The following is a 24,706-nucleotide window of genomic DNA, read 5'->3' on the forward strand; positions in this document are numbered from 1 at the left end:
TACAACTAACTATGTTATACTACGGAAGTAGCGTCAAAAATTGTTTTTTTATATGAGCAAAAAATGGAGACTGTTTATGAAGAAAAAAATCCTTATAATGATTGCTGTTTTGGTCATGTTAGGTTCAGGAGGTATCTATATGTATAACAAACTAACCAAACCCAACTTTAGCCCCAAAACAACCAAGCTCTATCAGCGAGGCTTTCGACTCTTAGAAGAACAATATGGGACCTATTTCAAAGAACACTATAAAGGTATTGAGAAAATTGAATTTTCTCCTATTTATATTACAGGGGATAATGGCGGTTCTATGCTAAATGCCAATGTACGTCCGACAATTTATGATAAATATGGGAATAAAGCAACATTAGGAACAACAATAGAGAACTACACACCTAATAGCTATGGTTTAGCTACTCATATATTTCTTGATTTTGATGGTTCAGGAAATGATGTTATAGAATTAATGGACTCACAAGGTAATGAGATTGATGTTTCAAATGCAAAACATTTGCCAGATGAAGCAAAGCTTACGAAGGCTAGAAGTACAGATGAAAATATTTCTTTATTGGTTCAAGACGGTCAGTTAAAAGATGTTGTCAAGGATGAAAAAGGAACCCCAGAAGCTGAAAATATTTACAATGCTAAGCTCAGCAAGGGAGAAGAATGATGTGACGTGAATTAATCAAGAAATATATTCATTTTCTTAGATGGTTGAGAACAAAGTTTTGCAAGAACAATGAAAAAATTTTATATGACAATATAAATGCATTATGCTATACTATTAGAAAAGAACTTTGAAACCGCTCTCTGAAAAATCATTATAATGGAGGTAGTCTTGTGAAAAAAAAGATTATTATTGCTTTAACAATTCTATTCGTTGTAATATTAGGAGGAATCTACATGTACAACAAACTAACAAAACCTAACCTTAGCCCCAAAACAGCTAAACTCTATCAGCATGGCTTTCGACTTCTGGAAGAGCAACTAGGAACTTATATAAAAGAGCATTACTCAGGGGTTGAAAAGATTGAGTTTTCCCCAATCTACGTTACTGAGGAAGGGTCAACTTTCTCAAATGTCTATATCCGTCCAACTATTTATGATAAGCATGGAAATAAAGCCACTCTTGGCACTAAAGTTAATAATGTGTATCCAAGTAGCTTTGGTATCGTCTCACATATAATTCTTAATTTTGATGGAGGTGGAAATGAAGCTATAGATTTAAAGGACTCAAACGGGAATAACATTGATGTTTCTAACGCGCAACATTTACCTGATGAAGCTAAACTCACAAGAGCTAAAGGGATTGATTTGAATATGGAATTATTAGTTGAATACGGTCAGTTAAAGGATGTTATTAAGGATGAAAAAGGAAGTCCGAATGCAGAAATTGTTTATAATGTTAACTTGAGTAAAGGAGACGAATGATATGACTTTGTCTGATCAAGAGGTTCAAAGATTACAGTTTGGTCTTAAGAAAAACGTAAAGAAGAATGAGGGAGAAATTATAAATGCCGGAACAGAAGATAGCCCTAAGTTTTATCAAATTGTTTATCGACAGGATAGTATAACCCAAGCAATGGCAGTTGTACCTGTTGATAGCAAAGGATTAAATCCAAACTATCAAGAAACAACCATAGTTGTTGCTGGTACGCAGATGCCTTTTGAGAATTCAAAAGAATTTGGGAATCAGCCATATTTCTGGAAAAAGAATCGAGACATTGTTGATTCATCTGAAAGAGCATTCTTTGCTAGTGGGGCATTTGGAATATTTCCAGGAATGCTGACTCCCCAATCAGATGATATTGATATGTTTTATCAAATTACCGAAGAAAAAATAAAATCCCATAACGGAATTATTTCTAATATGTCTGGGCACAGTCAAGCTGGGCCTGGGGTAGCTTATACAGCCTCAAAGTACGGCCTTAAACAGAACCGTACAATCAAAGTGACAAATTTTATGGATTTTGCGGCTAAAAAAGCTGTTGATACAGGCGGTATTTCAAAAGAACAAGTAGCTTATCTCAATAAAAACGCCACTATCTATAGAGATAGTCGAGGCGATGTTGTTTTCTTAGACGGGAATAGTGGTTATGTTCCCTATGGACAAACTATGAGATTTGAAGTTCTTGAAGGAGAGGACGGACATTCACCAAGAACTCCAGTAATGAAGGGAAACAAGTTAGATGTAGATTATTATTATAAAAGAAATCTATTCGCTACTGGCATGACAGAAAAACAGGTCCGAAAGATTGCTGAGTATAAAGCAAAAACGTACAAAGTAAATGTAGTAATCGCAAATTATGGATTAGAGGATGACAAGCAAAATCCTGAGTATTATGTTAGCGAGTATTTAAAGGAATATGGAGACTTTGCCCCTGAGCCTTCTAAGCAAGATTTAATCGCCATAAATAGGAAACGAATTGATGAGTTGCATGCCTCTTTGAAGACTAGTTCTGGCGACAAAAAAATTAGTTTAAGAGAGGAACTTGTTCGTACGAGTGCGCAAACAGCTCAGCTTCAGGCTGAAGTATATGAGCAAGAAATTAAAGATAAGATAAAAAGTGCTAAATCTAGTGTTGAAAATCATATCAAAGAACTGAGAGATGCAGCTTATACTCTAGCTCACAATCTTTCTGCTGATGAGATAGAAGGATTACTATCTGAGTTGAGCATATCAACTGCTTGGAATGATGGAAAAGAAGCAACTACCCTTGCCTCAGCAAGTGCATATACGACTAAAATGACGGAGATTGCTGGCAATTTAAACAAGGCCGCTGATAATATTGTAGCGATTGATCAAAAAGGCGCCCAGATTTTCACAAAGAAATAGGAGGAAACGCATGATTGAACCAAATACAGAAGATCGAGCTGAAGCCGAACGTATAAAAAAAGAATATTTAAAGATTCAGGAACGTATTGCTATTCGTGGTTTAATTTCAGCTAAAATAGCTGTCCTTCTTGAAGAAAGTCAAGCTTTGCAGAGTTGGCTAGATAGTCAAGCAGATACTATGAAAACTTTTGCCTCTACTCAAGTACCTGCTGACTTATCTGGAGCTTTCACAGGTGGAGCAGCAGATTCAATCAAGGAGGTACTAGGCGCTGTTCCTAAGCCTAGTTTGACCAGCCCTATCTTATAGGAGGCTTTATGGATATTCAGAAAAAGATTGATCGTCTTGATGACGATCACATAGCTTTTCGAAAGAAAGTTAGTGAGTATGAATGGGATTACCAAGATATGAGACGAGAGGCTAAAAATGTTTCAGAGGAAATGAGCGAATGGATATTTTCTTTTTGTTGCAATAGTCCTGATACTGTGCCCTCATATGAATTAAGACAAATAGAAGAAAATAGAGAAATTTTTGAGAGAAAAATTCAGCGTTATGAAGAACGGCTAAACAAAACTTATCACGAAGAAAATCGAATCTATAATAAAAAATTAGAGGAACTTGAGAAAGAAAAGAAGAACTCTTGACCTTTCTTCCATTTTCATAAACTACATAGACAGGTTATTCCCCTGTCTTTTTGTTTGCATTTATTCTGCAACGAAATCTTTTAAATATGATACAATAATAACAGATTATAAGTGGACAAGGGTGGCAGAATAATTTTGCCATGATGTTCGTTAGATGAGGAGAAGCTTATGCAAGCAGTTAAACATTTTATTGAAACTTTTGTTCCTGAGCACTATGATCTCTTTTTGGATCTGAATCGTGCCGACAAGTCTTTTTCAGGCAAGGTGACCATTACTGGAGAAGCTAAGACGAGTAAGATTTCCCTACATCAAAAAGATTTGACAGTTGAAGCTGTAGAGGTGGCTGGCCAAGCTCGTCCTTTCACTCTTGATAAGGACAATGAAGCTCTTTATATCGAGCTGGAAGCGGCTGGGCCTGTATTGGTGACAATAACTTATACTGGTAAGATTACGGACAATATGACCGGGATTTACCCATCTTACTACACGGTAGATGGTGTGAAAAAAGAGATTATTTCTACGCAGTTTGAGAGCCACTTTTCCCGCGAAGCCTTTCCGAGTGTGGATGAGCCAGAGGCTAAGGCAACTTTTGATTTGGCTTTGAAATTTGACCAAGCAGAGGGTGAGTTGGCTCTGTCTAATATGCCAGAAATTGATGTTGAAAACCGCAAAGCGACTGGCGTTTGGAAGTTTGAAACGACTCCACGTATGTCTTCCTATCTCTTGGCTTTTGCTGCAGGTGATATGCAAGGAATTACTGCTAAAACCAAGAATGGAACTTTGGTAGGAGTTTATGCGACCAAGGCCCACCCAGAGAGCAATCTTGAGTTTGCTTTGGACATTGCGGTTCACTGTATCGAATTTTATGAAGAATACTATGGAGTCAAGTATCCTATTCCTCAGTCCCTTCATGTGGCCCTGCCAGACTTTTCTGCTGGGGCTATGGAAAACTGGGGATTGGTAACCTATCGGGAAATTTATCTGCTGGTGGATGAAAATTCAACAGCTCTGAGCCGTCAGACAGTTGCCTTGGTTGTTGCTCACGAACTAGCCCACCAATGGTTCGGAAATCTAGTGACCATGAAGTGGTGGGACGACCTCTGGCTCAATGAAAGCTTTGCCAATATGATGGAGTATGTCTCAGTTGATGCGATTGAGCCTAGCTGGAAGATTTTTGAAGATTTCCAGACCAGTGGAGCTCCTTATGCCCTCAAGCGTGACGCGACAGATGGCGTCCAGTCGGTCCATGTAGAGGTCAAGCATCCTGATGAAATCAATACTCTTTTTGATGGAGCCATTGTCTATGCCAAGGGTAGCCGTCTCATGCACATGCTGCGCCGTTGGCTGGGAGACGATGCCTTCCGTAAGGGACTAGGCGCCTACTTTGAGAAGCACCAATATGGAAATACCATCGGTCGTGATCTTTGGGATGCTCTTTCTCAAGCTTCTGGCTGTGATGTAGCTGCCTTTATGGATGCTTGGTTGGAACAACCGGGTTATCCAGTTGTCACTGCTAAGGTTGAAAATGACTGCTTGATTTTGACCCAGAAGCAGTTCTTCATTGGAGAGCACGAAGACAAAGGTCGCCTCTGGCCAGTACCGCTCAATAGCAACTGGCAAGGACTTCCTGATACTCTGACGACAGAAAGACTAGAAATTCCTAATTATGCAGCCCTAGCAGCGCAAAATGAAGGAGCCTTGCGTCTTAATACAGAAAACACTGCTCACTATATTACAGATTATCAGGGTAAGTTGCTAGATGCTCTTCTGAATAATCTTAGCTCTTTAGACAATATCAGTAAACTGCAAATCGTGCAGGAGCGCCGACTTCTAGCAGAGTCAGGTAAGATTTCCTATGCGGACCTGCTGCCAGTTATCAGCAAGCTGGCAAACGAAACTTCTTATATGGTGGTTTCAGCTGTTTCCCAAGTGCTAGAAGGATTGAACCGCTTTGTGGATGAAGGCAGTCAGACTGAAGAAGATTACAAAGCCTTGCTGAAAATTCTCAGTCAAAGTAATTTCGACCGTCTTGGTTTTGAAAAACAGGAGGGTGAAAGCGATGAGGATGAGATGGTTCGTCAGTTGATTGTGGGTAATATGATTAAGGCTGACGATGAGGCAGCTAAAGCTCAATCTAGCCAGATTTTTGACCGCTATCGTGATAATTTGGAAAAACTCCCTGCCGCTATTCGCTTGCAGGTATTGGTCAACCAAATCAAGCATCATGAAAGCAAGGAGCTGACTAAGCTTTATCTGGACCTCTATGTCGCTTCAAATGATGGAAGCTTCAAAAATGCTCTTTCTACAGCTCTTTCTTATACGAAGAACAAGGAAACCTTGGATGAACTGTTAGCGACTTGGAAGGATAAATTTACTGTGAAACCGCAGGATTTGTCAGCTTGGTATGCCCGTTTCCTCAGCCGGGATTTTACTCAAGAAGCAGTGTGGACTTGGGCGCGTGAGAATTGGGACTGGATTAAGGCTGCATTAGGTGGCGACATGAGCTTTGATAGCTTTGTCATTAGTCCAGCAATGGTCTTCAAGACAGAGAAGAGATTAGCAGAATACAAAGCCTTCTTTGAACCACAGTTGGACGATATGGCGATTAGCCGAAACATCAGCATGGGAATCAAGGAAATTGCTGCGCGTGTTGAACTGGTGAAGCGCGAGAAAGAAGCAGTGGAAAAAGCAATTCGAGCTGCAATCTGATAGATTTGATTAAAATAACAAGAAAGTCTGGGATATTAGCCTATCTCAGGCTTTTTCTTTATCATTTTGAGTATTTAAACATTGCTAATATGCCTTTGCTTTGATAAAATAGAAAAGTATGTGAAATAAACAGGCAACTGTTTAAAGGAGAAATGGAGTTTATATGGAAAAGAAAATAGTATATGGCTTCCGCAAGAGCCGCCTTTCTAAGGGCTTGTGCGGAGCTGTTTTGGGTGCGGCTTTGTTGATAGCTGCCGGATCAGTTCAAGCAGAGGAAAAGGTATCTTCAGCCGCAGATCAGTCTGCTCTTTCTGAAGCTGCTCTTTCGCCAATCGAAGCGTCCCAGCCAACTGTTGCGCCTGCTCAGTCAGAGCCAGTTAATCAAGACAAGCTTCCCTTGGAGGTTTCTCATGCAGAAATGGACCAAGCTTTGGCAGAGGCCGGGAAAGCAGGAGTTCAGCTAAAGCAGGAGCCGACTGTTGATTTAGGAACAGCTAGAGATCCAGAAGAAGCTGCTAGTAAACGGGAGACAGCCCTAACAGATTATGCGACCCAAGTCAAGGAAATACGTGAAACCACAGCAGCTTATCAAGAGCAACTGAAGACTTATGAGAAAGAACTCAGTCAGAAAGAGTCTGCCAATCAAGCCTTGAAAGACCAATATGACAAGGCTCTGGCTTCCTATGAACAAGAGTCCAGTCGCATTCAGGCTGAAAATACTCAGCTTCAGGCAGACTATGAGCAGAAACGGACGGCTTATCAGGCAGAATTGAGCCGTATAGTAAAAATCAATCAAGAGAAAGAAGCCTCCTATCAAGCAGCTTTAGCAGCCTATCAAGAGGAGCGTTCACGGATTTTACAAGAAAATGCTCAAGCAAAAGCGGACTACCAAACTGCTATGGAAAGCTATGCTACAGAGCTGAAAGCTACCCAGGAGAAGAATGCAGAAGCAAAGCGTCGCTATGAAGAAAAGCTTGCCCAAGTCTCATCTCACAACAAAGCTGCCCAAGCTGAAAATGCAGCCATTGCAGAACGAAATCAGGCAGCTGAAAAGGCCTATCAGGAAGCAGTCAAACGGTATGAAGCTGAGGTTTCCAGATTGGCTCAGGTTAAGGCAGAAAAAGAAGCTGTTTATCAAGCTGCCTTGGCTGACTATGAGAAAGAATTGGCTCGGGTTCAGAAAGAAAATGCTGAGCTAGAGCAGCAGTATCAGTCAGAATTGACGGCTTACCAGCAGGAAGTAGAACGCATTCAAACAGCCAATCAAGCTGCAAAACAATCTTATGAGACAGCTTTGGCTAAAATCCAAGAGCAGAATAAAGAGATTGAGGCGCAAAATCTAGCTGTTCAGAAGAAAAATGCAGCCTTAAAGGAGCAGTATCAGGCTGATTTAGCTGCTTATCAAGAGCGATTGGCTGAGATTCGTCAAAAAAATCAAGCGGCAGAGAAAGACTATGAGAGCAAATTAGCTGCTTATCAAAAGAATCGCTCTGAAATCGAGGCGGCCAATGATGCCAAAGCGAGAGATCATCAAGCAGCTTTGACTGCCTATCAATCTGAACTTGAGCGTGTTCAATCTGAAAATAAGAAGCGGCAAACAGCCTATGAGACAGAAAAAGCAGAAATAACAGCCCGTAATGATGCCATTCAAGCTGAAAACGCCCAGATTCGTCAGCAAAATCAGGAAAAACAAGAGCTTTATAAAAATCAATTAGCTCAATATGAGCAGGATATAGCTCGAATCACTGAAAGCAACCAGAAAAGTCGGGAAGCATATGAGAAAGCCTTGCTTACCTACCAGGAGGCGACTGCTCGGATTGAGACGGAAAATAAGAATAAACTAGCTGCTTATCAGGCTGACTTAGCGACCTACCAAGCAAATCTTGCAAGAATTGAAGCAGAAAATCAAAGACTAAAAGAAGATTATGATGCAAACCTTGCGGCTATTTCAGCGCAGAACGCAGTGATTGAGCAGGAAAATGCAAGCATTAAGGGAAAAAATGCCCGCTTGAAAGCTGACTTTGATAAGCTCTTGGAAGAATATAAGAAGGCAAAAGCTGCCTATGATACAGCCAAAACTAAGTATGATGCAGCTCTTGTAACTTTTGAGAGAGAGTTGCAAGAAGCTGAAGCTAAGAAAAATGAAGAAGGTTATCTCAGTAAGGTTGAAAGCCAGCCTTTTGTTTTCAAATCTGAGTCCCAGGCTGTCTTGACGCTTGATCCCTCTATTAGAACCTATACCAATGATGAGCTGACTGATGAGGTTCGTTCTTGGGGAATGGATCAACAAGGAATAACTGCTTTGACCAGTGTTTTAAAAGGGAAAGAACATCAGACTAAAGTCATTTTACAAAAAGATGTGCCTCTGGTAGCTACTTATACTAATATCAAAAATTCCAGTATTCAGGGCAAGAAAATCGCTAAAGTTGTCTACACTTATACTCTGAAAGAATCAACGAAGAGTCAGGATAAGCTGCCAGTTTTCTTAGTTAAGGATCCGACCTTGACTGTCTGGACCTTGGATTTTTATGGCCATTCTCGGGTCAATGTTCAAGCTGAGTTTTTCGATGAGGCGGGAGAAAGGCTTGATATGACAGGCTCGCTTGTCAGCTTCTCGTCTTTAAATACGAACAAAGTTGCGATTGAATATATCAAGAATTTTAATGGTGAATATATTCCTATTACAGGCTCTGCCATTAATGTTCACCCAGATACTAGTGTTCACGCTGATATTTCTATTAACTTTGAGCGGGAAGGTTCTCGCTTTGAGCACAACAAGTGGGATACACCTACTAGTCCTTATAACTGGTATGGCGCTATTGTCGGTAAGGCGCAAGGCGATGTCATTTCCTTTGACATTGGTTCACGAAACCGGGGTTCTGCTTGGTTTGTATTTAACTCTGATATTAAAGCCAAAGGTGTTCCAATGAAGCCTGTTGCTCCGACAGAAGTTGCTCAACCTCAGGAACCGGCTTATGAGGAAGTCAAGGCCTTGCAGCCTCTTCCGAGTCAGCCAGTTTATCAACCCTTGCCAGAAGAGCCAGATCAGCCGGCCTATCAAGAACTTCCTAGCCAGCCGACAGAAACTCAGCCTCTTCCTCTTCCAAATCGGCCTGAGGAGCCAGCAGTTCTACCGGAAAGAGATTTGGAAAGTCTGCCGCAAGAGCTAACTTATCTGCCTGAGCCGCTTCAACCTCAAAAGCCAGTTTATCAGGAAGTGCCAGAAGAACCTAGCTCCCCTTCTCTATTGACAGAGCCGACTGCAGTTGAAGAGCCGACCTATGAGAAGGAGCAGCCCTTGCTGAGCCTTCCGCAAGCTCCGGTCGAAAATCCACTGCCACAGGAACCTCAACGACCATCTTATTTGAAAGAACCAGAAAAACCTCAAAAAGATCCTGAAGCAAGCGCGGGAGAAGCACCGAAACCGCCTGCTTATGAAGAAGAAATTGCTTTAGAGGACCTGTCTCAGGAGCCAAGCTATCTGCAGGAACCACAGCTCCCTAAAGAACCAGTTCTTCAGCCTGAGCCCCAGTCACCTGTCAGAGAAAGTGACCTGCCTTTGATTGAGGAGCCTGACAAGCCGACCTATAAAGAGCTTCCTCAAAAGCCGGCTGAGCCTAGCTTTCAAGCTTTGCCAAGCCGTCCGCAAGCGCCGACTCAAACTTATCACTATAACCAGCTCTTTATCCAGTTAAAAGTCAGAGAAGAGTTGGAGGATGAGTCCAAGAAGAATATTCATCAACAAGAGGTTAGCCAGGGAAGTTTTGCTGTCCTTAATCTGGTAACGGATGCTTTGCCTGCTTATCGCTTGCCAATTCACTCTTTCGTATTGGAAGATCGTCTGCCGGAAGGTTTTGAATTGGATCTAGAAGCGACTAGAGCGAAAAGTCCTGGTTATGAAGTTTCTTATGACCCGAGCACCAGAGTCTTGACTTTTGTTGCTGCACCAGGTCTGCTTGAACGCTACAATGCTGACTTGAATACTGCGACCGAGACCCTAGCTCCAGCAGCAGTCGGTCGACTCTTGTATCCAGGCAGAACCTATACCAATCATTTCAGCTTGCTGATTAATAATCAATACCGGATAGAATCCAATCAGGTTAGTGTTTCGACACCTCCTGCAGAGATTACTGTTCAAACAGCGCAAAAATTTGAGCCTCTTTCAAATCAGGATTGGCAGCATCAAAGATCTGCAAGTAAGCAACCAAGCAACATGCAGCTATCCGTCAGCTACCAAACCAGTCAAGGTCAATTGCCTAAAACTGGTAGCAATGCGAGCTCTCTTCTCACCTATCTTGGCTTTGCGGCCTTGCTAGCTTCAGCTGGTTTCCGCTTTTCTAAGAAAAAGTCATAAAAAGATAAACAGCTCCTGCATCCAGAGCTTTTGAACATGATAAATTTAGACTGAGACAATTTTGTCCCAGTCTTTTTTGCTGCGGATTTTTGGGGCAAATGTTTGATAGATGTATCAAGTGTTTTAGATAGGCAAGTATTTTAAGATGAACGTAAATCGTGTTATAATAGCCATGTCAAAGAATTTTTACCTACAATAATCACTAATGTTAAAGAATTTCATCTAGCCAAACAACTAAAAAATAAGTATGATGAGGAGGAAAAGATAATGTTAGGAAAACAATTGAAGTTTATACGGGAGCAAAGAGGCTATAGCCAAGCTCAGATTGCAGAATCATTAGGAACGACTCGGCAGACCATCTCGAACTGGGAAAATGATAAGACGATTCTAGATAGTGCAAGTCTTATTCGTCTAGCCGATTTTTACCAGATTTCATTAGACGAGTTATGCGGTCGAAAAGCTTTATCTATCTCCAAAGATTCGAGCATAAAATCAATGATTTTGACAAATGCCTGTACACTTTGGACTTGCTTTGTTTCATCTCTCGGATAGTTCTATTGATTTTCCTGCTAACTTTTTAGTTATTTAGAATATTAGGAGGAAAACAATGTTTTACTATTTTTATTTATCTCTCGCAATTCTATTTGAAATTGCCGCCACAAGTCTTTTAAAACTATCTCAAGGTTTTTCGAAACTATTTTTCGGTTGCCTTGCTTTGATGTTTTATGGCTTGTGCTTTTTCTTTTTATCTCTATCTTTAAAGGGCATTCAGTTAAATCTAGCTTACGCTATTTGGTCTGGAATAGGTCTAGTAGGGACAACGATATTATCTATTCTGCTTTGGCACGAAAAAGTAACAGCTGTAAGCCTTTTAGGGATAAGTCTAGTTATTGTCGGACTTGTTTTATTGAATTTATCACAAAAGACTCACTAGAGAATGGAGAATGATATGTTTGATAATTATTTTAAAAATAAAAAGGTTGTAATTATTGGTGCAAGTGGCAGTTTGGGAAGAGTCTATACACGAGCTTTTCATCAAGCAGGTGCTAGGTTATTTCTCTTAGGAAGAGATATAGAGAAGTTAAAGATATTTGTGCAAGAATTTTCGTCTTTTATTCCAATAAGCTCAGTTGATATTACAAGTGAAGAGTCTCTAAAAAATGTAGTATCAGAGATACACGAGTGGTCGGAATGTATAGATATTGTTATCAATGCAACTGGTTTTGATGTAAGAAAGTCTTTGTCAGCGCATTACCTTGAGGACATAGAGCAGACACTATTGATCAATTTATCTGGCGCCATTCTGATTAGCAAGATTTTTCTGCCCTTATTAGCAAATGAAAAAGGTGCTACAATTGTTCATTCTGGCGGTTTTGCAGATGGGCGGCTCGCTTTCCCTTACTATAGCGTAGATGTGGCTAGTCGCGCAGGGATTTTTTCTTTTATTGAATCAATGAATCGCGAATTAAAGCAGGAGCAGAAAAAGGTGTATTTAACCTATTTTTGTCCCAATGCTGCGGATACACCCTCAGAAAAGCCTTACCATCCTGTTTGGAAGGAAATGGGGATTAAGATTTCAACTACAGATGAAGTTTGCCTAGCTTTGCTAAAAGGTATTAAGTCTCATCAAAGAGTCATCCTGATGGGGCGAGGAGCATCTTTGTTTGCTAAACTCAATCTTCTGTCTTCAAGATTAGCTGATTTTCTTTTATTAGATAAATATAGCCGTATATTGAAAAAACACTTTTCATAAACCATTTTCCCTATCTTTCAGCCTTTTTTAAGAAAAAATTCAGTCCTGTTTAAGTAAAAATCTATATGATAATGCTATTCAAGTGAAAGGATGTGTATGGGATGACTTGTAAGCTGCATTAGCTTCTTGTTTGATAGAAACAGATTGAAAAATTTACAAAAGAAAGAAGGAATCGTATTAAATGGATATGGAAAAAATGATGGTTGTAGAAAAAAGCACCAAATGGTGGCTGACAGTTGCGACGGGTGGTGCTCTAGCAGTCGGACTTATGGGTGGCTATGGCCTTGCGACAGCTATTCACGGTATAAACAATCAGCAATCAGCTATTCAACAGACAGCTACTATGCCTGGAGCACCGGAGCAGGGGCAGAATGCAGGAAATGGAATGCTACCACAACCAGGTCAGAATGGTCAAAATGGTGGACCAGGTAATGGAATGCCGCCGCAGGATGGTGGACCAGGACAGAACGGTCAAGACCAAAGCATGCCGTCTCAAGACGGCCAGCAGTCTGACAATGACAAGAGCAAGAATTCTCCTGCTCAGCAAAATGATAACGGGAAGAAAAACAAGAAAAAGTCTTCAACGAACACAAATGAACAATCGGACAAGAACAATAATAAGTCGACAAAAGAAAATAAAACGTCGCAGTCGTAGAAAAAACTTACTGATTTTGACCCAAGTCATGATATAATAAGAATAGCAAATAAAACAAAAACCAAAAGACATGATCTTGGTAAGTTTTATTGGAGGAAAGAAAAATGATTAAAATTCTATTGGTAGAAGATGACCTTGGACTGTCAAACTCAGTTTTTGATTTTTTAGATGATTTTGCGGATGTAATGCAGGTTTTTGATGGTGAAGAAGGTCTATATGAAGCAGAAAGCGGTGTTTATGACCTCATCTTGCTGGATCTCATGTTGCCTGAAAAGGACGGTTTCCAAGTGCTGAAAGATCTCCGAGCAAAAGGAGTTACAACACCTGTTCTCATCATGACAGCTAAGGAAAGCTTGGATGACAAAGGACATGGCTTTGAGCTCGGCGCTGACGACTATCTGACAAAACCTTTCTATTTGGAAGAACTGAAAATGCGGATCCAAGCGCTCTTGAAACGCGCTGGTAAATTCAACGAGAATACTCTTTCTTACGGCGATGTGACTGTCAATCTATCTACAAATTCGACCACGAAGGCAGGTAAAGATGTAGAGTTGCTTGGTAAAGAGTTCGACCTCTTGGTTTATTTCCTGCAAAATCAAAATGTAATCTTGCCTAAGACTCAAATTTTTGACCGTCTGTGGGGCTTTGACAGTGATACCACTGTTTCCGTTGTCGAAGTGTACGTTTCAAAGATTCGTAAAAAACTGAAAGGAACGGCATTTGCGAAAAACCTACATACTCTTCGTAGTGTCGGCTACATTTTAAAAGATGCTGAATAAAATCAAGAAGACCTTTTATGCGGATGATTTCTCTTATTTCATTCGCTATTTTGGGTTGTTTACATTAATCTTCTCAGCCATGACCTTGATTATTATTCAGGTTATGCGCTCCAGCCTTTATACGTCAGTTGATGAAAATCTGAAAAACCTGAGTAATGATCCTAGTTCAGTAGCTGATTTGGCCTATCGGACGACAGGTCAGCAGTCTGATCCGAGTAATAAGGTCAATTCTAAAAGTCCTAAAAGCAGTAAAGAGCCAGATGGTGATTCAGATGAAGAGCCTAAGCCTAACAATCTAACTACGCCAAATGTCAGCTCTAATACTTTTGCCCTGCTTTTGGATGATGATTATAAAAATATTTCCACCAGCAAGAGCGATGGTTTTCTGGACTTTAATTCATTAGAGTTTAACAAGTCCTATCTAAATCAAATCAAGGAAATTGTGATTGGTAATAGCTTTGGTCAGACAGAAAGCTATCGGGCTTATCTCTTTGATATTGATCCTAAAAATGAGTATCCTGATATCAAGTACGCTGTGGTCATGACTAGTATCAGCCAGCTGGAGCAGACCAGCAGCAAGCATGAGCAGTTGATTGCCATGGTCATGGTCAGCTTTTGGGGAATTTCCCTGATTGCCAGTATTTATCTGGCTCGGATGAGTGTCAAGCCTCTGCTGGAAAGTATCCAGAAGCAGAAGGCTTTCGTGGAAAATGCCAGTCACGAGCTACGGACTCCTCTGGCAGTATTGCAGAGCCGCTTAGAGACGCTCTTTCGTAAGCCTGAAGCTACAATTATGCAGAGCAGTGAAAATATTGCTTCTAGCTTGGATGAAGTACGAAATATGCGCTTGCTGACGACCAATCTGCTCAATTTGGCCCGCCGCGATGATGGCATCAAGCCACAATATGGTGAAGTCGAACCAGAATTTTTTGATACGACCTTTGCTAATTACTGCATTATCGCAAGGGAGAATAAAAAAGCGTTTCATTCAGAAAATATGATCAAGCACCCTATTGTAACCGATCAAATTTTTCTCAAACAACTGATGACCATTCTATTTGACAATGCTATCAAGTACACAGATGATGATGGCGTAATCAGTGTCATGGCTACTTCGACAGATCGCTACCTTATTTTCCGAGTGGCGGACAATGGTCCTGGTATCAGCGATGAAGATAAGAAGAAGATTTTTGATCGCTTTTATCGGGTGGACAAGGCTCGGACCCGTCAGAAAGGTGGCTTTGGTCTGGGACTTTCTCTGGCCAAGCAGATTGTCGATGCTTTCAAAGGCTCTATTTATGTCAAGGACAACAAACCAAAAGGTACGGTCTTTGAAGTTAAACTGCTACTGAAAGAAACGAAAAAGCGTTCTGTTAAATAGCGGGAGAGGCCTAATATGAACATTTTGGTTTATGGTGCTGGCACAATCGGTTTGACATACGCTTGGTTACTGTCTAATCAACATAAAGTTACGGTCTTAGTTAGAGAGCATAAGCTGTCGGCTTTTGAGCAAGGCTTCACACTTTCTATTAAAGATTTAAGGAAAGACGAACAGGTCTATAAAGAACATCACTTCCAGCCGCCATTGGTGACGAGCATCGCTCAAGACTATGACCTGATTCTCTTAACGGTAAATAGTTTGCAACTAGAGCAGGCATTGGATCATTTGGCGGCTATAAAGGAAAAAGCTCATTTACTTATTTTACAGAATAACTGGAATATCAACTCCAAGATTCCTTCTTATTTGGACAGAAAGCAGGTGTCGTTAGCTTTTCCTTCTTCTGTTGGAGGAGGGCGAAAGAGTGATGGTCGGATCCAAGCTATCATTTTCAAAGAAGCTACGTTACTTGATGATGATTCTTACACATCAGAGTTGTCTCCTATCTTCACAGCTAGTGGTATAGGCATTGATGCTATGCCTGACTTGGCTTCTTGGATGAAGGTTCACTGCCTTCAGGAGGCGGTAATGGCAGGTGCAGTTGCAGAAGCGGGGACTTTTGATGCACTCTTGAAAGATAAAAAAGCAATTCGAAAGATGATTTGCGCTTGGCGAGAAGGTTTAGAACTCTGTCAGCGATATGGCATTCCTAAACATCGTTATAAACCTACTAAATATCTATCCATGCCCCTATTTCTCTTGGTTCCAGTAATGAAGTTCATGTTGAGTCAGCTTTTGGTTGCCGAAATGGTCACAAATCATATGCATTCAGGCTATGCCGAATGGGTTGATCAATATTTTGAAATCAAAAGAAGTGCTGAAAAAGAAAGCATTCCCATGCCTCAATGGAATTCGTATAGCGACTTCATTGATCAGTTTTTGAAAAACAATTCTTAGCAAGCCTTATTAGCTTGCTTTTTATCTGGCTTCTATTTACTTTTTTAAAAATTTAATATAAGTTTTGCCCAAAATAGGGTATAATAATAAACAAGAAAGAATGAGGTGAAATTATGGCATCAAAAATGTTACATACTTGTTTGCGTGTGGAGAATTTGGAAGCGTCTATCGCTTTTTATGCAGAGGCTTTTGGTTTTAAAGATCTTCGTCGCAAGGATTTTCCAGATTATCAGTTTACTATCGTTTATCTAGGTTTGGAAGGTGATGATTATGAGCTGGAACTGACCTATAACTATGACCATGGTCCTTATGTGATTGGGGACGGTTTTGCTCACGTGGCACTTAGCACGCCAGACTTGGAAGGTCTGCACGCTGAGCACAAGGCTAAAGGCTATGAAGTGACAGATCCAAAAGGCCTTCCTGGCAACCCGCCTAATTATTATTTTGTAAAAGATCCTGATGGCTACAAGGTGGAAGTCATTCGTGAGAAGAGTCTCTAACATCTAGCTGCAGTTAATTTTGCAAGATAAATGATGATTTTTATTCATTTAGGACAGGTGTATGAAAAGACAAAATAACAAGAAACACGGTAAGAAAACGCTCATTGTTCTCAGCTTGCTAGGTTTAGCTTTTGTTGCTGCTCTATTTCTGGGTGCTGTAAAGATTTACGCTATTTTCCAAGAAAAGGAACTGCAAGAGAAGGTTAGTGTGTTGATTTCTCAAGAAGAGACCTTCCACGCTGAAAAAACTGAAAAGCAGAGCAAGATGATTGGCAGTCACTACGTAGAGGCCTTTTATCCTCTGCTGGATGGTCAGGTTATGGCAAGTGTCAAGGAGCAGATGGACGCAGATAGCCAGACGATTAAGGATAATCAGAAGAAGGGCGATAAGATTGAGGAATTGACCTTCTACTATGCCGAGGAAAAAGAAACGAGCCTGAAGGATGTCAAAGAAGTACTGGTGCATCGCAAGGACTATCATGTCAAAGAGATGAAAATCAGTAAAGGAGAAGAGCGGGAAGTTGCTGACAGCTATCTCGGTGCAGACGGCAGCCGTTTCACTCTAGATAAGCTTTTTCAGGATCCTGATGCAGCTAAGGAAATCTTCATCAACGAAATATCCAGCCAGCTGACCTTTAGACAGGCCGATGAGGCGGTGCAGACGGAAATTCTCAATAACCTTAATGGAACGGAGTTGAGTCAGTGGTCCTTCCGTTATGAGTACAGCCATTTTTCTATTAAGCTGAGTAAGGAAGTGCAAGGCTTAACCAGCATTGATGTTCCTTTGTCTAGCTTTTATGACCAGATCAATGCGGACTATCTGACTGGCGATGACTTGGCAGCTTATCAGAGTTTTGAAGCTAAGAAGCATGTGAAGATGGTTGCTCTGACCTTTGATGACGGTCCAGATCCTAAGACAACACCGCAGGCTCTGGATATCCTTAAGAAATACGGTGCCAAGGCGACCTTCTTTATGGTTGGGCAAAACATTGCTGGTAATGAAGCGATTGTCAAGCGCGTGCACAATGAAGGTCATCAGATTGGGATTCATACATGGGACCATCCAGTCTTAACCAAACTACCTCTAGAGTCAGCCCAAAAAGAAATCCTCGATACCCAGACCGCTATTAACAATGTCATAGGCATCAAGCCAACGATTACGCGGCCTCCTTATGGAGCTATTAATACTACAATCCAAAATTCGGTTGACCAGTCCTTTATCATGTGGAATGTGGACAGCCTAGACTGGAAGACACGCAATACTAAAGCTATTATGCAAGAGATTGCTAAAACTCAGCCAGGTTCGATTATCCTCATGCATGATATTCACCAGACCAGTATTGACGCTCTGCCAAGTGTCCTCGAATATCTGAAGAGTAACGGCTATACTTTGGTAACGGTCGATGAGCTGCTGGAAGGCCAAATAGAGCCGCATCGTATTTATTACGGCAGAGACTAAGACGGTCCTTGGGGTTAGATGTTTGAAATTCTTGTTGGTAATGAGTAAAATCAAAAAGCTTTGGAAATCTAATGTTTCCAAAGCTTTTTAGTTTAACTCGTTATATAAAGCTCTTGATTTTTTAGTACAATTTCGCGCACAGAAGCGTATTTTTTCAATGTTTTCAGCTCTTCTGGATGGCTGATAAAGGTAATGACATAGCCTTCCTTGCCCATGCGGCCGGTTCGGCCAGAGCGGTGGGTGTAGGTTTCTAAATCGCGTGGAAGGTCATAGTTGACGACGCATTCTAGCGAGTCAATATCTATGCCGCGAGCAACCAAGTCAGTAGCTAGCAAGAGAGTAATCTGGTGTTCTTTAAACTTATCTAGAATAACCTTGCGGAACTTAACGTTGACATCGCTGGCCAATGAAACAGCATTGGCTTCACGATACTGGAGTTTTTCCTCAGCGCTGCCTAGGTCTGACAGAGCGTTGAAGAAGACCAGTCCGCGGAAATCTTCAACATTTGATAACTTGCGGAGCAAGTCCACCTTATCACGTTTTTCGACTTGCATGTAAAAATGCTGGATGTTGTCCAAAACTTGGTCGTCAATGCTGATTTCTAGGGTATTTTCAGCAATCTTATCGTGGTCGAACTTAGCGGTGGCGCTCATATATACCAGCTGGTGGTCACGAGGCGCATAGTGGGTGATTTTATCTACAAAGTGATACTGAGAATCGCTGAGCAGCTGGTCAAATTCGTCCAAAATGATGGTTTCGACATTCATCATCTTGATTTTCTTGAGCTTGACCAACTCAAAAATCCGTCCAGGCGTTCCGATGATAATTTCCGGACCTTTCTTAAGGCGCTCAATCTGTCGCTTCTGGCTGGAGCCGGAGAGCAGGAGCTGGGCTGTCAACCCTAAAGGCTCCGCCCAAGTCTTGCAGACCTCAAAGATTTGTCCGGCCAGCTCAGTATTAGGAGCTAAAATCAAGAGTTGTTGGGCTTTTTTAGGTGTTAGTCTAAGCAGACTTGGAAAGAGATAGGCCAGAGTTTTACCAGTACCAGTCGGACTGATTCCCAGCACGGTATCACCTGCAGAAATAGGCTCAAACATCTTCTCTTGAATAGCTGTCAAATTTTCAAAGCCTAGCTGAGCCAGCTGATTTTGCCAGCTCGGGGGAAATTGTTCCTTAATCATCATCAACCTCAAATCTAATGCCAGCGTCCTTGCGCATGGCAAATAAGCTTTCATGAACAGCCGCTGCCGCATCCAACCATTTCTCATGAGCTGCATCCTGTCCGCCCTTGAGCACTCGCGCGAAAGCCTGAGCTTCCTCCAGCATGGTATGGGAAGCACGCTGGATAGGCAGCAGCTCCTCTTGACCGTCCAGATTTTGGAAAATAGCAGAGCTGATAAATTCAATCCCGTCTAAAGTCAGAGTTCCCTGATCTGTGTAAATCTCTGCAGGCAGATTGCTGTTTATATTTTTACCGGCCTGAATCTGAACTTGAAAATCTGGATAGATAAGACAGCCGGCTCCATTTAAATCAATCGTATTGGCTAGCTGCTGGGCGCTGTAGCGAGCGAAGCGCGGATGGCCGAAAAGTCTGATAGCCGCATAGACAGGATAGACACCCAAATCCATCAAAGCGCCGCCAGAAAACTTAGCTGAGAAAACATTGGGCTGCTCTCCCGCAAGCAGAGCTTGCATTTTTGAAGAATACTTGGCATAGGTGAAGTTGGCTCCCAAGACGGTCTTGTCCTTGAGAAAATCACTGATTGTATCAAATGCCTGCTCATGATAGTTGCGGGCAGCTTCAAAGAGATAGACTTGATGCTCGTCAGCCAGCTTGACCAATTCCCGCCATTCTTTGGGACGAGAAACCGCAGGCTTTTCGACAATGACATGTTTACGAGCCAGAATGGCTACCTTGGCATGCTTGAAATGCAGGCTGTTGGGACTGGCGATATAAACGACATCAATATCGGACGACAGAAATTCCAACATTTCAGTATAGACGGCTGTATTTCCATAGTTTTGCACAAAGCGCTCAGCAGAAGTTAAAGTCCGAGAGTAGACAGCAACAAGCTGATAGTCGCCTGTTGAGTGAGCAGCCTTGATGAACTCATGAGAAATAGAACCTGTTCCGATGATTCCAAGTTTGAGCATAAAAACCTCCTTTTTTCTATTTTTAAGCATGTACTTTTTTTATTTTAGCTCTTTCATTATAACATGAATTGCGGTAAAATAGATAAGATAACAAGAGATGGAGCTTATAATGCAAAATAGACCTATTATTATTGGTGTAACTGGTGGTTCCGGAGGCGGAAAGACCAGTGTTTCTCGAGCAATTTTGGCTAATTTTCCAAACGAAAATATTGCCATGATTGAACATGACTCCTACTATAAGGATCAGACGCATTTGACTTTTGAGGAGCGGGTGAAGACCAACTATGACCATCCTTTTGCCTTTGACACGGACCTGATGATTGAGCAGATCAAGGAGCTCTTGGCTGGTCGGCCAGTGGATATCCCTACTTACGACTATACGGAGCATACCCGCAGTAAAAAGACCTATCGTCAGGATCCTCAGGATGTGTTCATCGTTGAGGGGATTTTGGTCTTAGAGGACCAGCGCCTGCGGGATTTGATGGATATTAAGATCTTTGTGGACACAGATGATGATGTTCGGATTATCCGTCGTATTAAGCGGGACATGGAAGAGCGTGGTCGCAGTTTGGATAGTGTTATTGAGCAGTATTTGGGTGTCGTTAAGCCTATGTACCATCAGTTCATCGAGCCAACCAAGCGCTATGCGGATGTCATCATTCCAGAGGGAGCTTCTAACAAGGTGGCTATTGACTTGATTACGACCAAGATTGAAAAAATCCTTAAGGAAGCCAGAGAAGGCTAGGACAGACAGCTTTCTAGCTCTGTCATTTGATGAAATAAAAGTTTGTAAATCTGGTGAATCGCAGTAGCTGCAAGATTTTTGAAATCTAATCTAGCAAAGGGCAGTGGACGGACTGAAATCTAGAATTTTCGAAGTCTGGTCACTCCCTTATTTTGTAGGTGGTTTATGAAACAATTTGTAAAAAGAGAGTTTCACTCTCGTTCAAAATTTTTTGCCTGCCTCTTGACCTTTTGTGCAGGATTTATCGACGCCTATACCTTCATTGAGCGGGGAGGGACCTTGGTGGCAGGGCAGACGGGAAATGTCGTTTTCCTTTCGGTTGAGCTCATCAATCAAGAGACAAGAGGAATTGAAGTGAAATTGGCAACTATGTTGGCCTTTATGCTGGGTATTTTTCTGATGACCGTTTTTCAGCATCATTTTGATCATTCTTGGCGCAGGCTGTCCAGTGTTTTCCCTTTGATATTGACAACAGTTATCGCTGGATTTTTGCCAGCAAATATCCCCCATCTCTATATCGTGCCGCCACTTGCTTTCTGCATGGGCCTGGTTGCGACCGCTTTTGGCGAGGTGGATGGCATTGTCTACAACAACTCCTTTATGACGGGGAATATCAAGAAAACCATGGTAGCTTTTGGCAACTATGCTCGAAACAAGAAAGCGAAAGATTTGAAAGAAGGCCTTTTCTTTGTAGCTCTACTGGCAAGCTTTGTAGTGGGAGCCATCATCTCTACCTATCTAATTCAATTTTACCTCCTGAAGACCATCTGGCTTGTTTCTCTGATTCTAACAGCCTTTCTCCTTTTCCGAGGCATTCAGTATGTGAGGAGATGAGGGTGTATATTTTTCTTAGAAACGAAGTGCCTTAAGAAGTGATACTGTGAAATTCATAGAAAGTAGTAAAAATATAAGAAAATATGAGAAAAATAATTTTTATAGGACAGAGCGGTGACGGAGCTGTCTACTATAATACGCGAACAAGAGAGGCTCTGGTAGCTGATAAGAGTGCTCTCTTAAATACAGAAGGAGCAAGGAGATCGAATAGAGGGATTGCTCCTTTAATTGCTTTATTCTCTTTTTTAGGTTTACTTGGAGGATTTGTTTCTATACCAATTTTCTCAGGCTTTCGTTACAATAGTGGGATGGTTCCTATTTTTATACTTTGTCTTTTCCTTATCATATTTGGATTTATATGGATGATGGAAGTCGCCTTATATAAAGGAGTGAAACGAGCCCGAGGAGCAACAAAGCAAGATTTTAAAGAAGCAGTTTATTCAAATTTGTTCTGGGAAAATTTTAGTGAGAAAAAAGCAACGTTTGGGAAGATAACAGTTTTTCTAATAATACAGTTAGTAATTCTATTTTTAACATTCATAGGAATTGCTACTGTACCAAATATTGTAAGTTCATTTATAAAGCAGGAGAAATTTGATGCACAAATTATATTTTCATTATTGATAGGTCTCTTTCCTGCATTGTTGTACCTTTTCTTATTCCAAAACAATCCTATCCGCTGGCTCTTAGCTGTGCGGAAGTATGAGCAGGGAAAAGTAGTATTTGCAGAAGAAAAGGAAAAACAATAGTTTTTACTTATTGCTATTGAGACCTTATTTGGTGCATGGGTAGGAACAGTGGTTGGTAATGTTTTATCAACAAGCTATGATAAAGCTAGACATGATAAAGTTGAATTTTCTGATTATAAAGATGTTTTAAAACTGTGGTGATTGAATATGAGAAAAATAATTTTTATTGGACAGAGCGGTGATGAAGCCGTCTACTATAACACGCGAACAAAAGAGGCTTTGGCAGCTGATAAGAGTGTCTTGTTAAATACGGAAGGGGCTAGGAAGACCAATAAGGCTATTATTCCTTTGATATTACTTTTTGCGTTATTTGGTGGGGGTACTGGGGTTGCTATTTTTTCCTTTACTACTCCATTTAGATTAAACGAGAGGATGATTCCAATCATTTTATAAGCCATATTTTTAGTTTTCGTTGGAAGTATTTATATGTTGGAAAAGGCCTTGTATAAAAATGTTCGATCCACAGTTTTGGCAAACGAAGAACAATTTAAAGCTGCAGTGAATAGCAGTTTAATTTGGGAAGGTTTTTCCGATAAGAAAGCCACATTTGGTAAAATTTTCTTTTTCATATTTATTATCTTCATTCTTCTCTTTTGTGTAGGAATTGTAGGTATGTTTGGAATACCAGGGATGCTTATTCCTTATTATAATCATGAGTGGTTCGATCTTTCATTATTATTTTCACCAATAGCAGGGGTTCTTCCAGCTGTGGTCGTAATTTCTCTGTTCCAAAACAATCCTATCCGTTGGCTCTTAGCCATGCGGAAGTATGAGCAGGGGGAAGTGATATTTGCAGAAGAAAAGGAGAATAAAGATAAATAAAATTGGATTCTTTGTTCTTCATTTATAGTGCATATTTTTTATAGAAATTGATTTATTAATAATACTGAGTATTATCGACGGCATTTTCGTGGATTGAACAAAGCGATCATGTAAGTGCGAAGGGAACACAGATAGTTCATTTTTAAGGTATAAAGGTTTGAAAGAAAATACATTTAAAGAAATTAAAGATGCAAATAAGCTGTATTTTAAAAGTCTAGCTAATACACGAGCATCTGTCAGTATGCTGGTTATTGCATGGACTGGAGTACTAATATTGGCTATTGAAATTATTGCTTTTTATTACTATTTTGATATAGATTTGAAAATTAATCCATTTAGCAATATATTTTTTAATTTACTCGTGTTTATTGCATGTTATCTTGTTATAGCCTTTTTTCTTCCTTTTTTAGGTTCCTTTGTTTACAAAAGGCAAATTTTATCAACTGCATTTCTAGCATTATGTTATGCAAGTATATTCTTTTCTTTACAGTTGATGATGCTTTTAATTGTAGTTACTTCGATATCAACAAAAGAATTTACGATAGGTTTTCCAAAGTACTCACCAATTTTTGTGCCATTATTTATCGTAGAAACAGTTCTAAGTTTTATCTATCATTATCTTTGGTTAAAAAGGCAGCTTAAAAATGGATTCTCTATAAATAGAACAGTGGGCAACTATTTTGCGAAATCTAGCGTCTATAGTCGAAATTCTCTTCTTATTATTTTCGGTCTCTCCATGTTAGGAGGAATTCTTTCAGGAAAGTTGATTCTTATCTTTGGGATTTTTGGTTCTCTTCTTTTCAGCTATGCGTTCTCTCAACTAATCATAGAGGTTACATACCTTTTGCATCTAAAAATTCAGAGCAAGGAATATTGGGAAGAGGCTCCTAAAAGGAAAGAAACTTTTCGAGAACTATTTAAAGGATTTAGTTTGAAAAAAACAAAAATTCGTATTCCTATTGAAATCTTAGTTTTTGTTATATTCTTAGGTGTTTTTTATAATACTAGCTATTCGAATCCAAGTATCAAACATCCCTTTTGGTTAAATTTTATTGGCAGAGTTTTTATCTACCTAATAGGATTAGATTGCTTGGCTAGTTTTATACTATCGAAAATCAAAAAATCAAAAGATAAAACTAAAGGAGGAAAGAAATGATGAAATTAATAATCAGATTTGATTCAAACAAGACTTGTTTATTTTTATATTTATTCTAGGGGGTTGCTGTGCAAGCGCATCATCTAAATTTTCGGTATATATTATTGGAGGATAGTAAGGAATATTTTTTGTTGGATAAGCTACCGACATTGTAGGGTTATTTCTTTCCTTATCTGAATTGGTTTAGCAATCGAACGTTTTACCAATTGACAGAGTCGCAATTT

General features: G+C 40.4%; 22 protein-coding genes and 1 pseudogene. 21 read left to right on the forward strand and 2 right to left on the reverse strand.

Annotated elements, in window-relative coordinates:
* Positions 1-76: 76 nt before the first annotated feature.
* The 16 genes from J1C77_RS04825 (at position 77) to J1C77_RS04900 (ending at position 18,022) form a co-directional block, all read left to right on the forward strand.
* On the forward strand, positions 77-670 hold the full coding sequence (locus tag J1C77_RS04825; RefSeq protein ID WP_080980310.1) for a hypothetical protein: 594 nt from the start codon (positions 77-79) through the stop codon (positions 668-670).
* A gap of 170 nt (positions 671-840) precedes the next feature.
* On the forward strand, positions 841-1,431 hold the full coding sequence (locus J1C77_RS04830; RefSeq protein ID WP_002921559.1) for a hypothetical protein: 591 nt from the start codon (positions 841-843) through the stop codon (positions 1,429-1,431).
* Between the two features lies 1 nt (position 1,432).
* On the forward strand, positions 1,433-2,836 hold the full coding sequence (locus J1C77_RS04835; protein ID WP_427195153.1) for a hypothetical protein: 1,404 nt from the start codon (positions 1,433-1,435) through the stop codon (positions 2,834-2,836).
* 10 nt (positions 2,837-2,846) lie between these two features.
* Positions 2,847-3,143, forward strand: coding sequence for a hypothetical protein (locus J1C77_RS04840; protein ID WP_002895761.1), 297 nt, complete (start codon positions 2,847-2,849; stop codon positions 3,141-3,143).
* An 8-nt stretch (positions 3,144-3,151) separates the two neighbouring features.
* Positions 3,152-3,478: a hypothetical protein gene (locus J1C77_RS04845; protein ID WP_002897756.1), complete on the forward strand. Its 327-nt coding sequence runs from the start codon at positions 3,152-3,154 to the stop codon at positions 3,476-3,478.
* 168 nt (positions 3,479-3,646) lie between these two features.
* A complete protein-coding gene (locus J1C77_RS04850; RefSeq protein ID WP_002921556.1) occupies positions 3,647-6,187 on the forward strand; it encodes a M1 family metallopeptidase in 2,541 nt (846 codons plus the stop codon).
* Positions 6,188-6,350: 163 nt separating this feature from the next.
* The gene (locus tag J1C77_RS04855) at positions 6,351-10,541 is read left to right on the forward strand and encodes a GbpC/Spa domain-containing protein (RefSeq protein WP_002921554.1); all 4,191 of its coding nucleotides are present in this window, start codon (positions 6,351-6,353) and stop codon (positions 10,539-10,541) included.
* Positions 10,542-10,808: 267 nt separating this feature from the next.
* Positions 10,809-11,093 carry a helix-turn-helix domain-containing protein gene (locus J1C77_RS04860; RefSeq protein ID WP_002900560.1) on the forward strand — a complete coding sequence of 95 codons (285 nt, stop codon included), beginning with the start codon at positions 10,809-10,811 and terminating at the stop codon, positions 11,091-11,093.
* Positions 11,094-11,148: 55 nt separating this feature from the next.
* Entirely contained in the window at positions 11,149-11,475 is a 327-nt protein-coding gene (locus J1C77_RS04865; RefSeq protein WP_002904310.1) for a DMT family transporter, read from the forward strand.
* Positions 11,476-11,478: 3 nt separating this feature from the next.
* Entirely contained in the window at positions 11,479-12,294 is an 816-nt protein-coding gene (locus J1C77_RS04870) for an SDR family NAD(P)-dependent oxidoreductase (protein ID WP_002921552.1), read from the forward strand.
* 181 nt (positions 12,295-12,475) lie between these two features.
* On the forward strand, positions 12,476-12,949 hold the full coding sequence (locus tag J1C77_RS04875; RefSeq protein ID WP_002921550.1) for a hypothetical protein: 474 nt from the start codon (positions 12,476-12,478) through the stop codon (positions 12,947-12,949).
* A gap of 104 nt (positions 12,950-13,053) precedes the next feature.
* Positions 13,054-13,728 carry a response regulator transcription factor gene (locus J1C77_RS04880; RefSeq protein ID WP_002897753.1) on the forward strand — a complete coding sequence of 225 codons (675 nt, stop codon included), beginning with the start codon at positions 13,054-13,056 and terminating at the stop codon, positions 13,726-13,728.
* Positions 13,718-15,109, forward strand: a complete 1,392-nt coding sequence (locus J1C77_RS04885) for a sensor histidine kinase (protein ID WP_002904314.1) — start codon at positions 13,718-13,720, stop codon at positions 15,107-15,109. Before J1C77_RS04880 ends, J1C77_RS04885 begins: the two co-directional genes overlap by 11 nt.
* A gap of 15 nt (positions 15,110-15,124) precedes the next feature.
* Positions 15,125-16,063 carry a ketopantoate reductase family protein gene (locus J1C77_RS04890; protein ID WP_002921549.1) on the forward strand — a complete coding sequence of 313 codons (939 nt, stop codon included), beginning with the start codon at positions 15,125-15,127 and terminating at the stop codon, positions 16,061-16,063.
* 113 nt (positions 16,064-16,176) lie between these two features.
* A complete protein-coding gene (gene gloA / locus J1C77_RS04895) occupies positions 16,177-16,563 on the forward strand; it encodes a lactoylglutathione lyase (protein ID WP_002921548.1) in 387 nt (128 codons plus the stop codon).
* A 61-nt stretch (positions 16,564-16,624) separates the two neighbouring features.
* A complete protein-coding gene (locus J1C77_RS04900) occupies positions 16,625-18,022 on the forward strand; it encodes a polysaccharide deacetylase family protein (RefSeq protein ID WP_002921547.1) in 1,398 nt (465 codons plus the stop codon).
* Positions 18,023-18,114: 92 nt separating this feature from the next.
* Here J1C77_RS04900 and J1C77_RS04905 read toward each other — a convergent pair whose 3' ends face one another.
* The gene (locus J1C77_RS04905) at positions 18,115-19,206 is read right to left on the reverse strand and encodes a DEAD/DEAH box helicase (protein WP_002904320.1); all 1,092 of its coding nucleotides are present in this window, start codon (positions 19,204-19,206) and stop codon (positions 18,115-18,117) included.
* The gene (locus J1C77_RS04910; protein WP_002921546.1) at positions 19,196-20,206 is read right to left on the reverse strand and encodes a Gfo/Idh/MocA family protein; all 1,011 of its coding nucleotides are present in this window, start codon (positions 20,204-20,206) and stop codon (positions 19,196-19,198) included. The genes J1C77_RS04905 and J1C77_RS04910 overlap by 11 nt, the downstream gene beginning before the upstream one ends.
* Positions 20,207-20,285: 79 nt before the next feature.
* Here J1C77_RS04910 and udk point away from each other — a divergent pair, with 79 nt between their 5' ends.
* The 5 genes and pseudogenes from udk to J1C77_RS04935 all read left to right on the forward strand — a co-directional run bounded on the left by udk (position 20,286) and on the right by J1C77_RS04935 (position 24,482).
* Positions 20,286-20,921, forward strand: a complete 636-nt coding sequence (gene udk / locus J1C77_RS04915) for a uridine kinase (protein WP_032907433.1) — start codon at positions 20,286-20,288, stop codon at positions 20,919-20,921.
* Between the two features lie 165 nt (positions 20,922-21,086).
* Positions 21,087-21,755 (forward strand): YoaK family protein, encoded by a 669-nt coding sequence (locus J1C77_RS04920; RefSeq protein WP_002921544.1) that lies wholly within the window; start codon positions 21,087-21,089, stop codon positions 21,753-21,755.
* A gap of 83 nt (positions 21,756-21,838) precedes the next feature.
* Positions 21,839-22,504, forward strand: coding sequence for a hypothetical protein (locus J1C77_RS04925; RefSeq protein ID WP_002921543.1), 666 nt, complete (start codon positions 21,839-21,841; stop codon positions 22,502-22,504).
* A 147-nt stretch (positions 22,505-22,651) separates the two neighbouring features.
* A pseudogene (locus J1C77_RS04930) lies at positions 22,652-23,326 on the forward strand (hypothetical protein).
* Between the two features lie 157 nt (positions 23,327-23,483).
* Positions 23,484-24,482: a hypothetical protein gene (locus J1C77_RS04935; RefSeq protein ID WP_002921540.1), complete on the forward strand. Its 999-nt coding sequence runs from the start codon at positions 23,484-23,486 to the stop codon at positions 24,480-24,482.
* Positions 24,483-24,706: the final 224 nt, after the last annotated feature.

The sequence above is a fragment of the Streptococcus sanguinis genome, from assembly GCF_050223295.1.
GTDB classification, from domain to species: Bacteria; Bacillota; Bacilli; order Lactobacillales; family Streptococcaceae; genus Streptococcus; species Streptococcus sanguinis_X.

Coding starts and splice junctions, on each gene's coding strand:
- J1C77_RS04890 (WP_002921549.1), top strand. CDS start 15,125: ATGAACATTTTGGTTTATGGTGCTGGCACAATCGGTTTGACATACGCT.
- J1C77_RS04850 (WP_002921556.1), top strand. CDS start 3,647: ATGCAAGCAGTTAAACATTTTATTGAAACTTTTGTTCCTGAGCACTAT.
- J1C77_RS04825 (WP_080980310.1), top strand. CDS start 77: ATGAAGAAAAAAATCCTTATAATGATTGCTGTTTTGGTCATGTTAGGT.
- J1C77_RS04865 (WP_002904310.1), top strand. CDS start 11,149: ATGTTTTACTATTTTTATTTATCTCTCGCAATTCTATTTGAAATTGCC.
- J1C77_RS04900 (WP_002921547.1), top strand. CDS start 16,625: ATGAAAAGACAAAATAACAAGAAACACGGTAAGAAAACGCTCATTGTT.
- J1C77_RS04905 (WP_002904320.1), bottom strand. CDS start 19,206: ATGATGATTAAGGAACAATTTCCCCCGAGCTGGCAAAATCAGCTGGCT.
- J1C77_RS04845 (WP_002897756.1), top strand. CDS start 3,152: ATGGATATTCAGAAAAAGATTGATCGTCTTGATGACGATCACATAGCT.
- J1C77_RS04870 (WP_002921552.1), top strand. CDS start 11,479: ATGGAGAATGATATGTTTGATAATTATTTTAAAAATAAAAAGGTTGTA.
- J1C77_RS04875 (WP_002921550.1), top strand. CDS start 12,476: ATGGATATGGAAAAAATGATGGTTGTAGAAAAAAGCACCAAATGGTGG.
- J1C77_RS04855 (WP_002921554.1), top strand. CDS start 6,351: ATGGAAAAGAAAATAGTATATGGCTTCCGCAAGAGCCGCCTTTCTAAG.
- J1C77_RS04840 (WP_002895761.1), top strand. CDS start 2,847: ATGATTGAACCAAATACAGAAGATCGAGCTGAAGCCGAACGTATAAAA.
- J1C77_RS04860 (WP_002900560.1), top strand. CDS start 10,809: ATGTTAGGAAAACAATTGAAGTTTATACGGGAGCAAAGAGGCTATAGC.
- J1C77_RS04885 (WP_002904314.1), top strand. CDS start 13,718: ATGCTGAATAAAATCAAGAAGACCTTTTATGCGGATGATTTCTCTTAT.
- J1C77_RS04835 (WP_427195153.1), top strand. CDS start 1,433: ATGACTTTGTCTGATCAAGAGGTTCAAAGATTACAGTTTGGTCTTAAG.
- J1C77_RS04880 (WP_002897753.1), top strand. CDS start 13,054: ATGATTAAAATTCTATTGGTAGAAGATGACCTTGGACTGTCAAACTCA.
- J1C77_RS04920 (WP_002921544.1), top strand. CDS start 21,087: ATGAAACAATTTGTAAAAAGAGAGTTTCACTCTCGTTCAAAATTTTTT.
- udk (WP_032907433.1), top strand. CDS start 20,286: ATGCAAAATAGACCTATTATTATTGGTGTAACTGGTGGTTCCGGAGGC.
- J1C77_RS04925 (WP_002921543.1), top strand. CDS start 21,839: ATGAGAAAAATAATTTTTATAGGACAGAGCGGTGACGGAGCTGTCTAC.
- gloA (WP_002921548.1), top strand. CDS start 16,177: ATGGCATCAAAAATGTTACATACTTGTTTGCGTGTGGAGAATTTGGAA.
- J1C77_RS04910 (WP_002921546.1), bottom strand. CDS start 20,206: ATGCTTAAAAATAGAAAAAAGGAGGTTTTTATGCTCAAACTTGGAATC.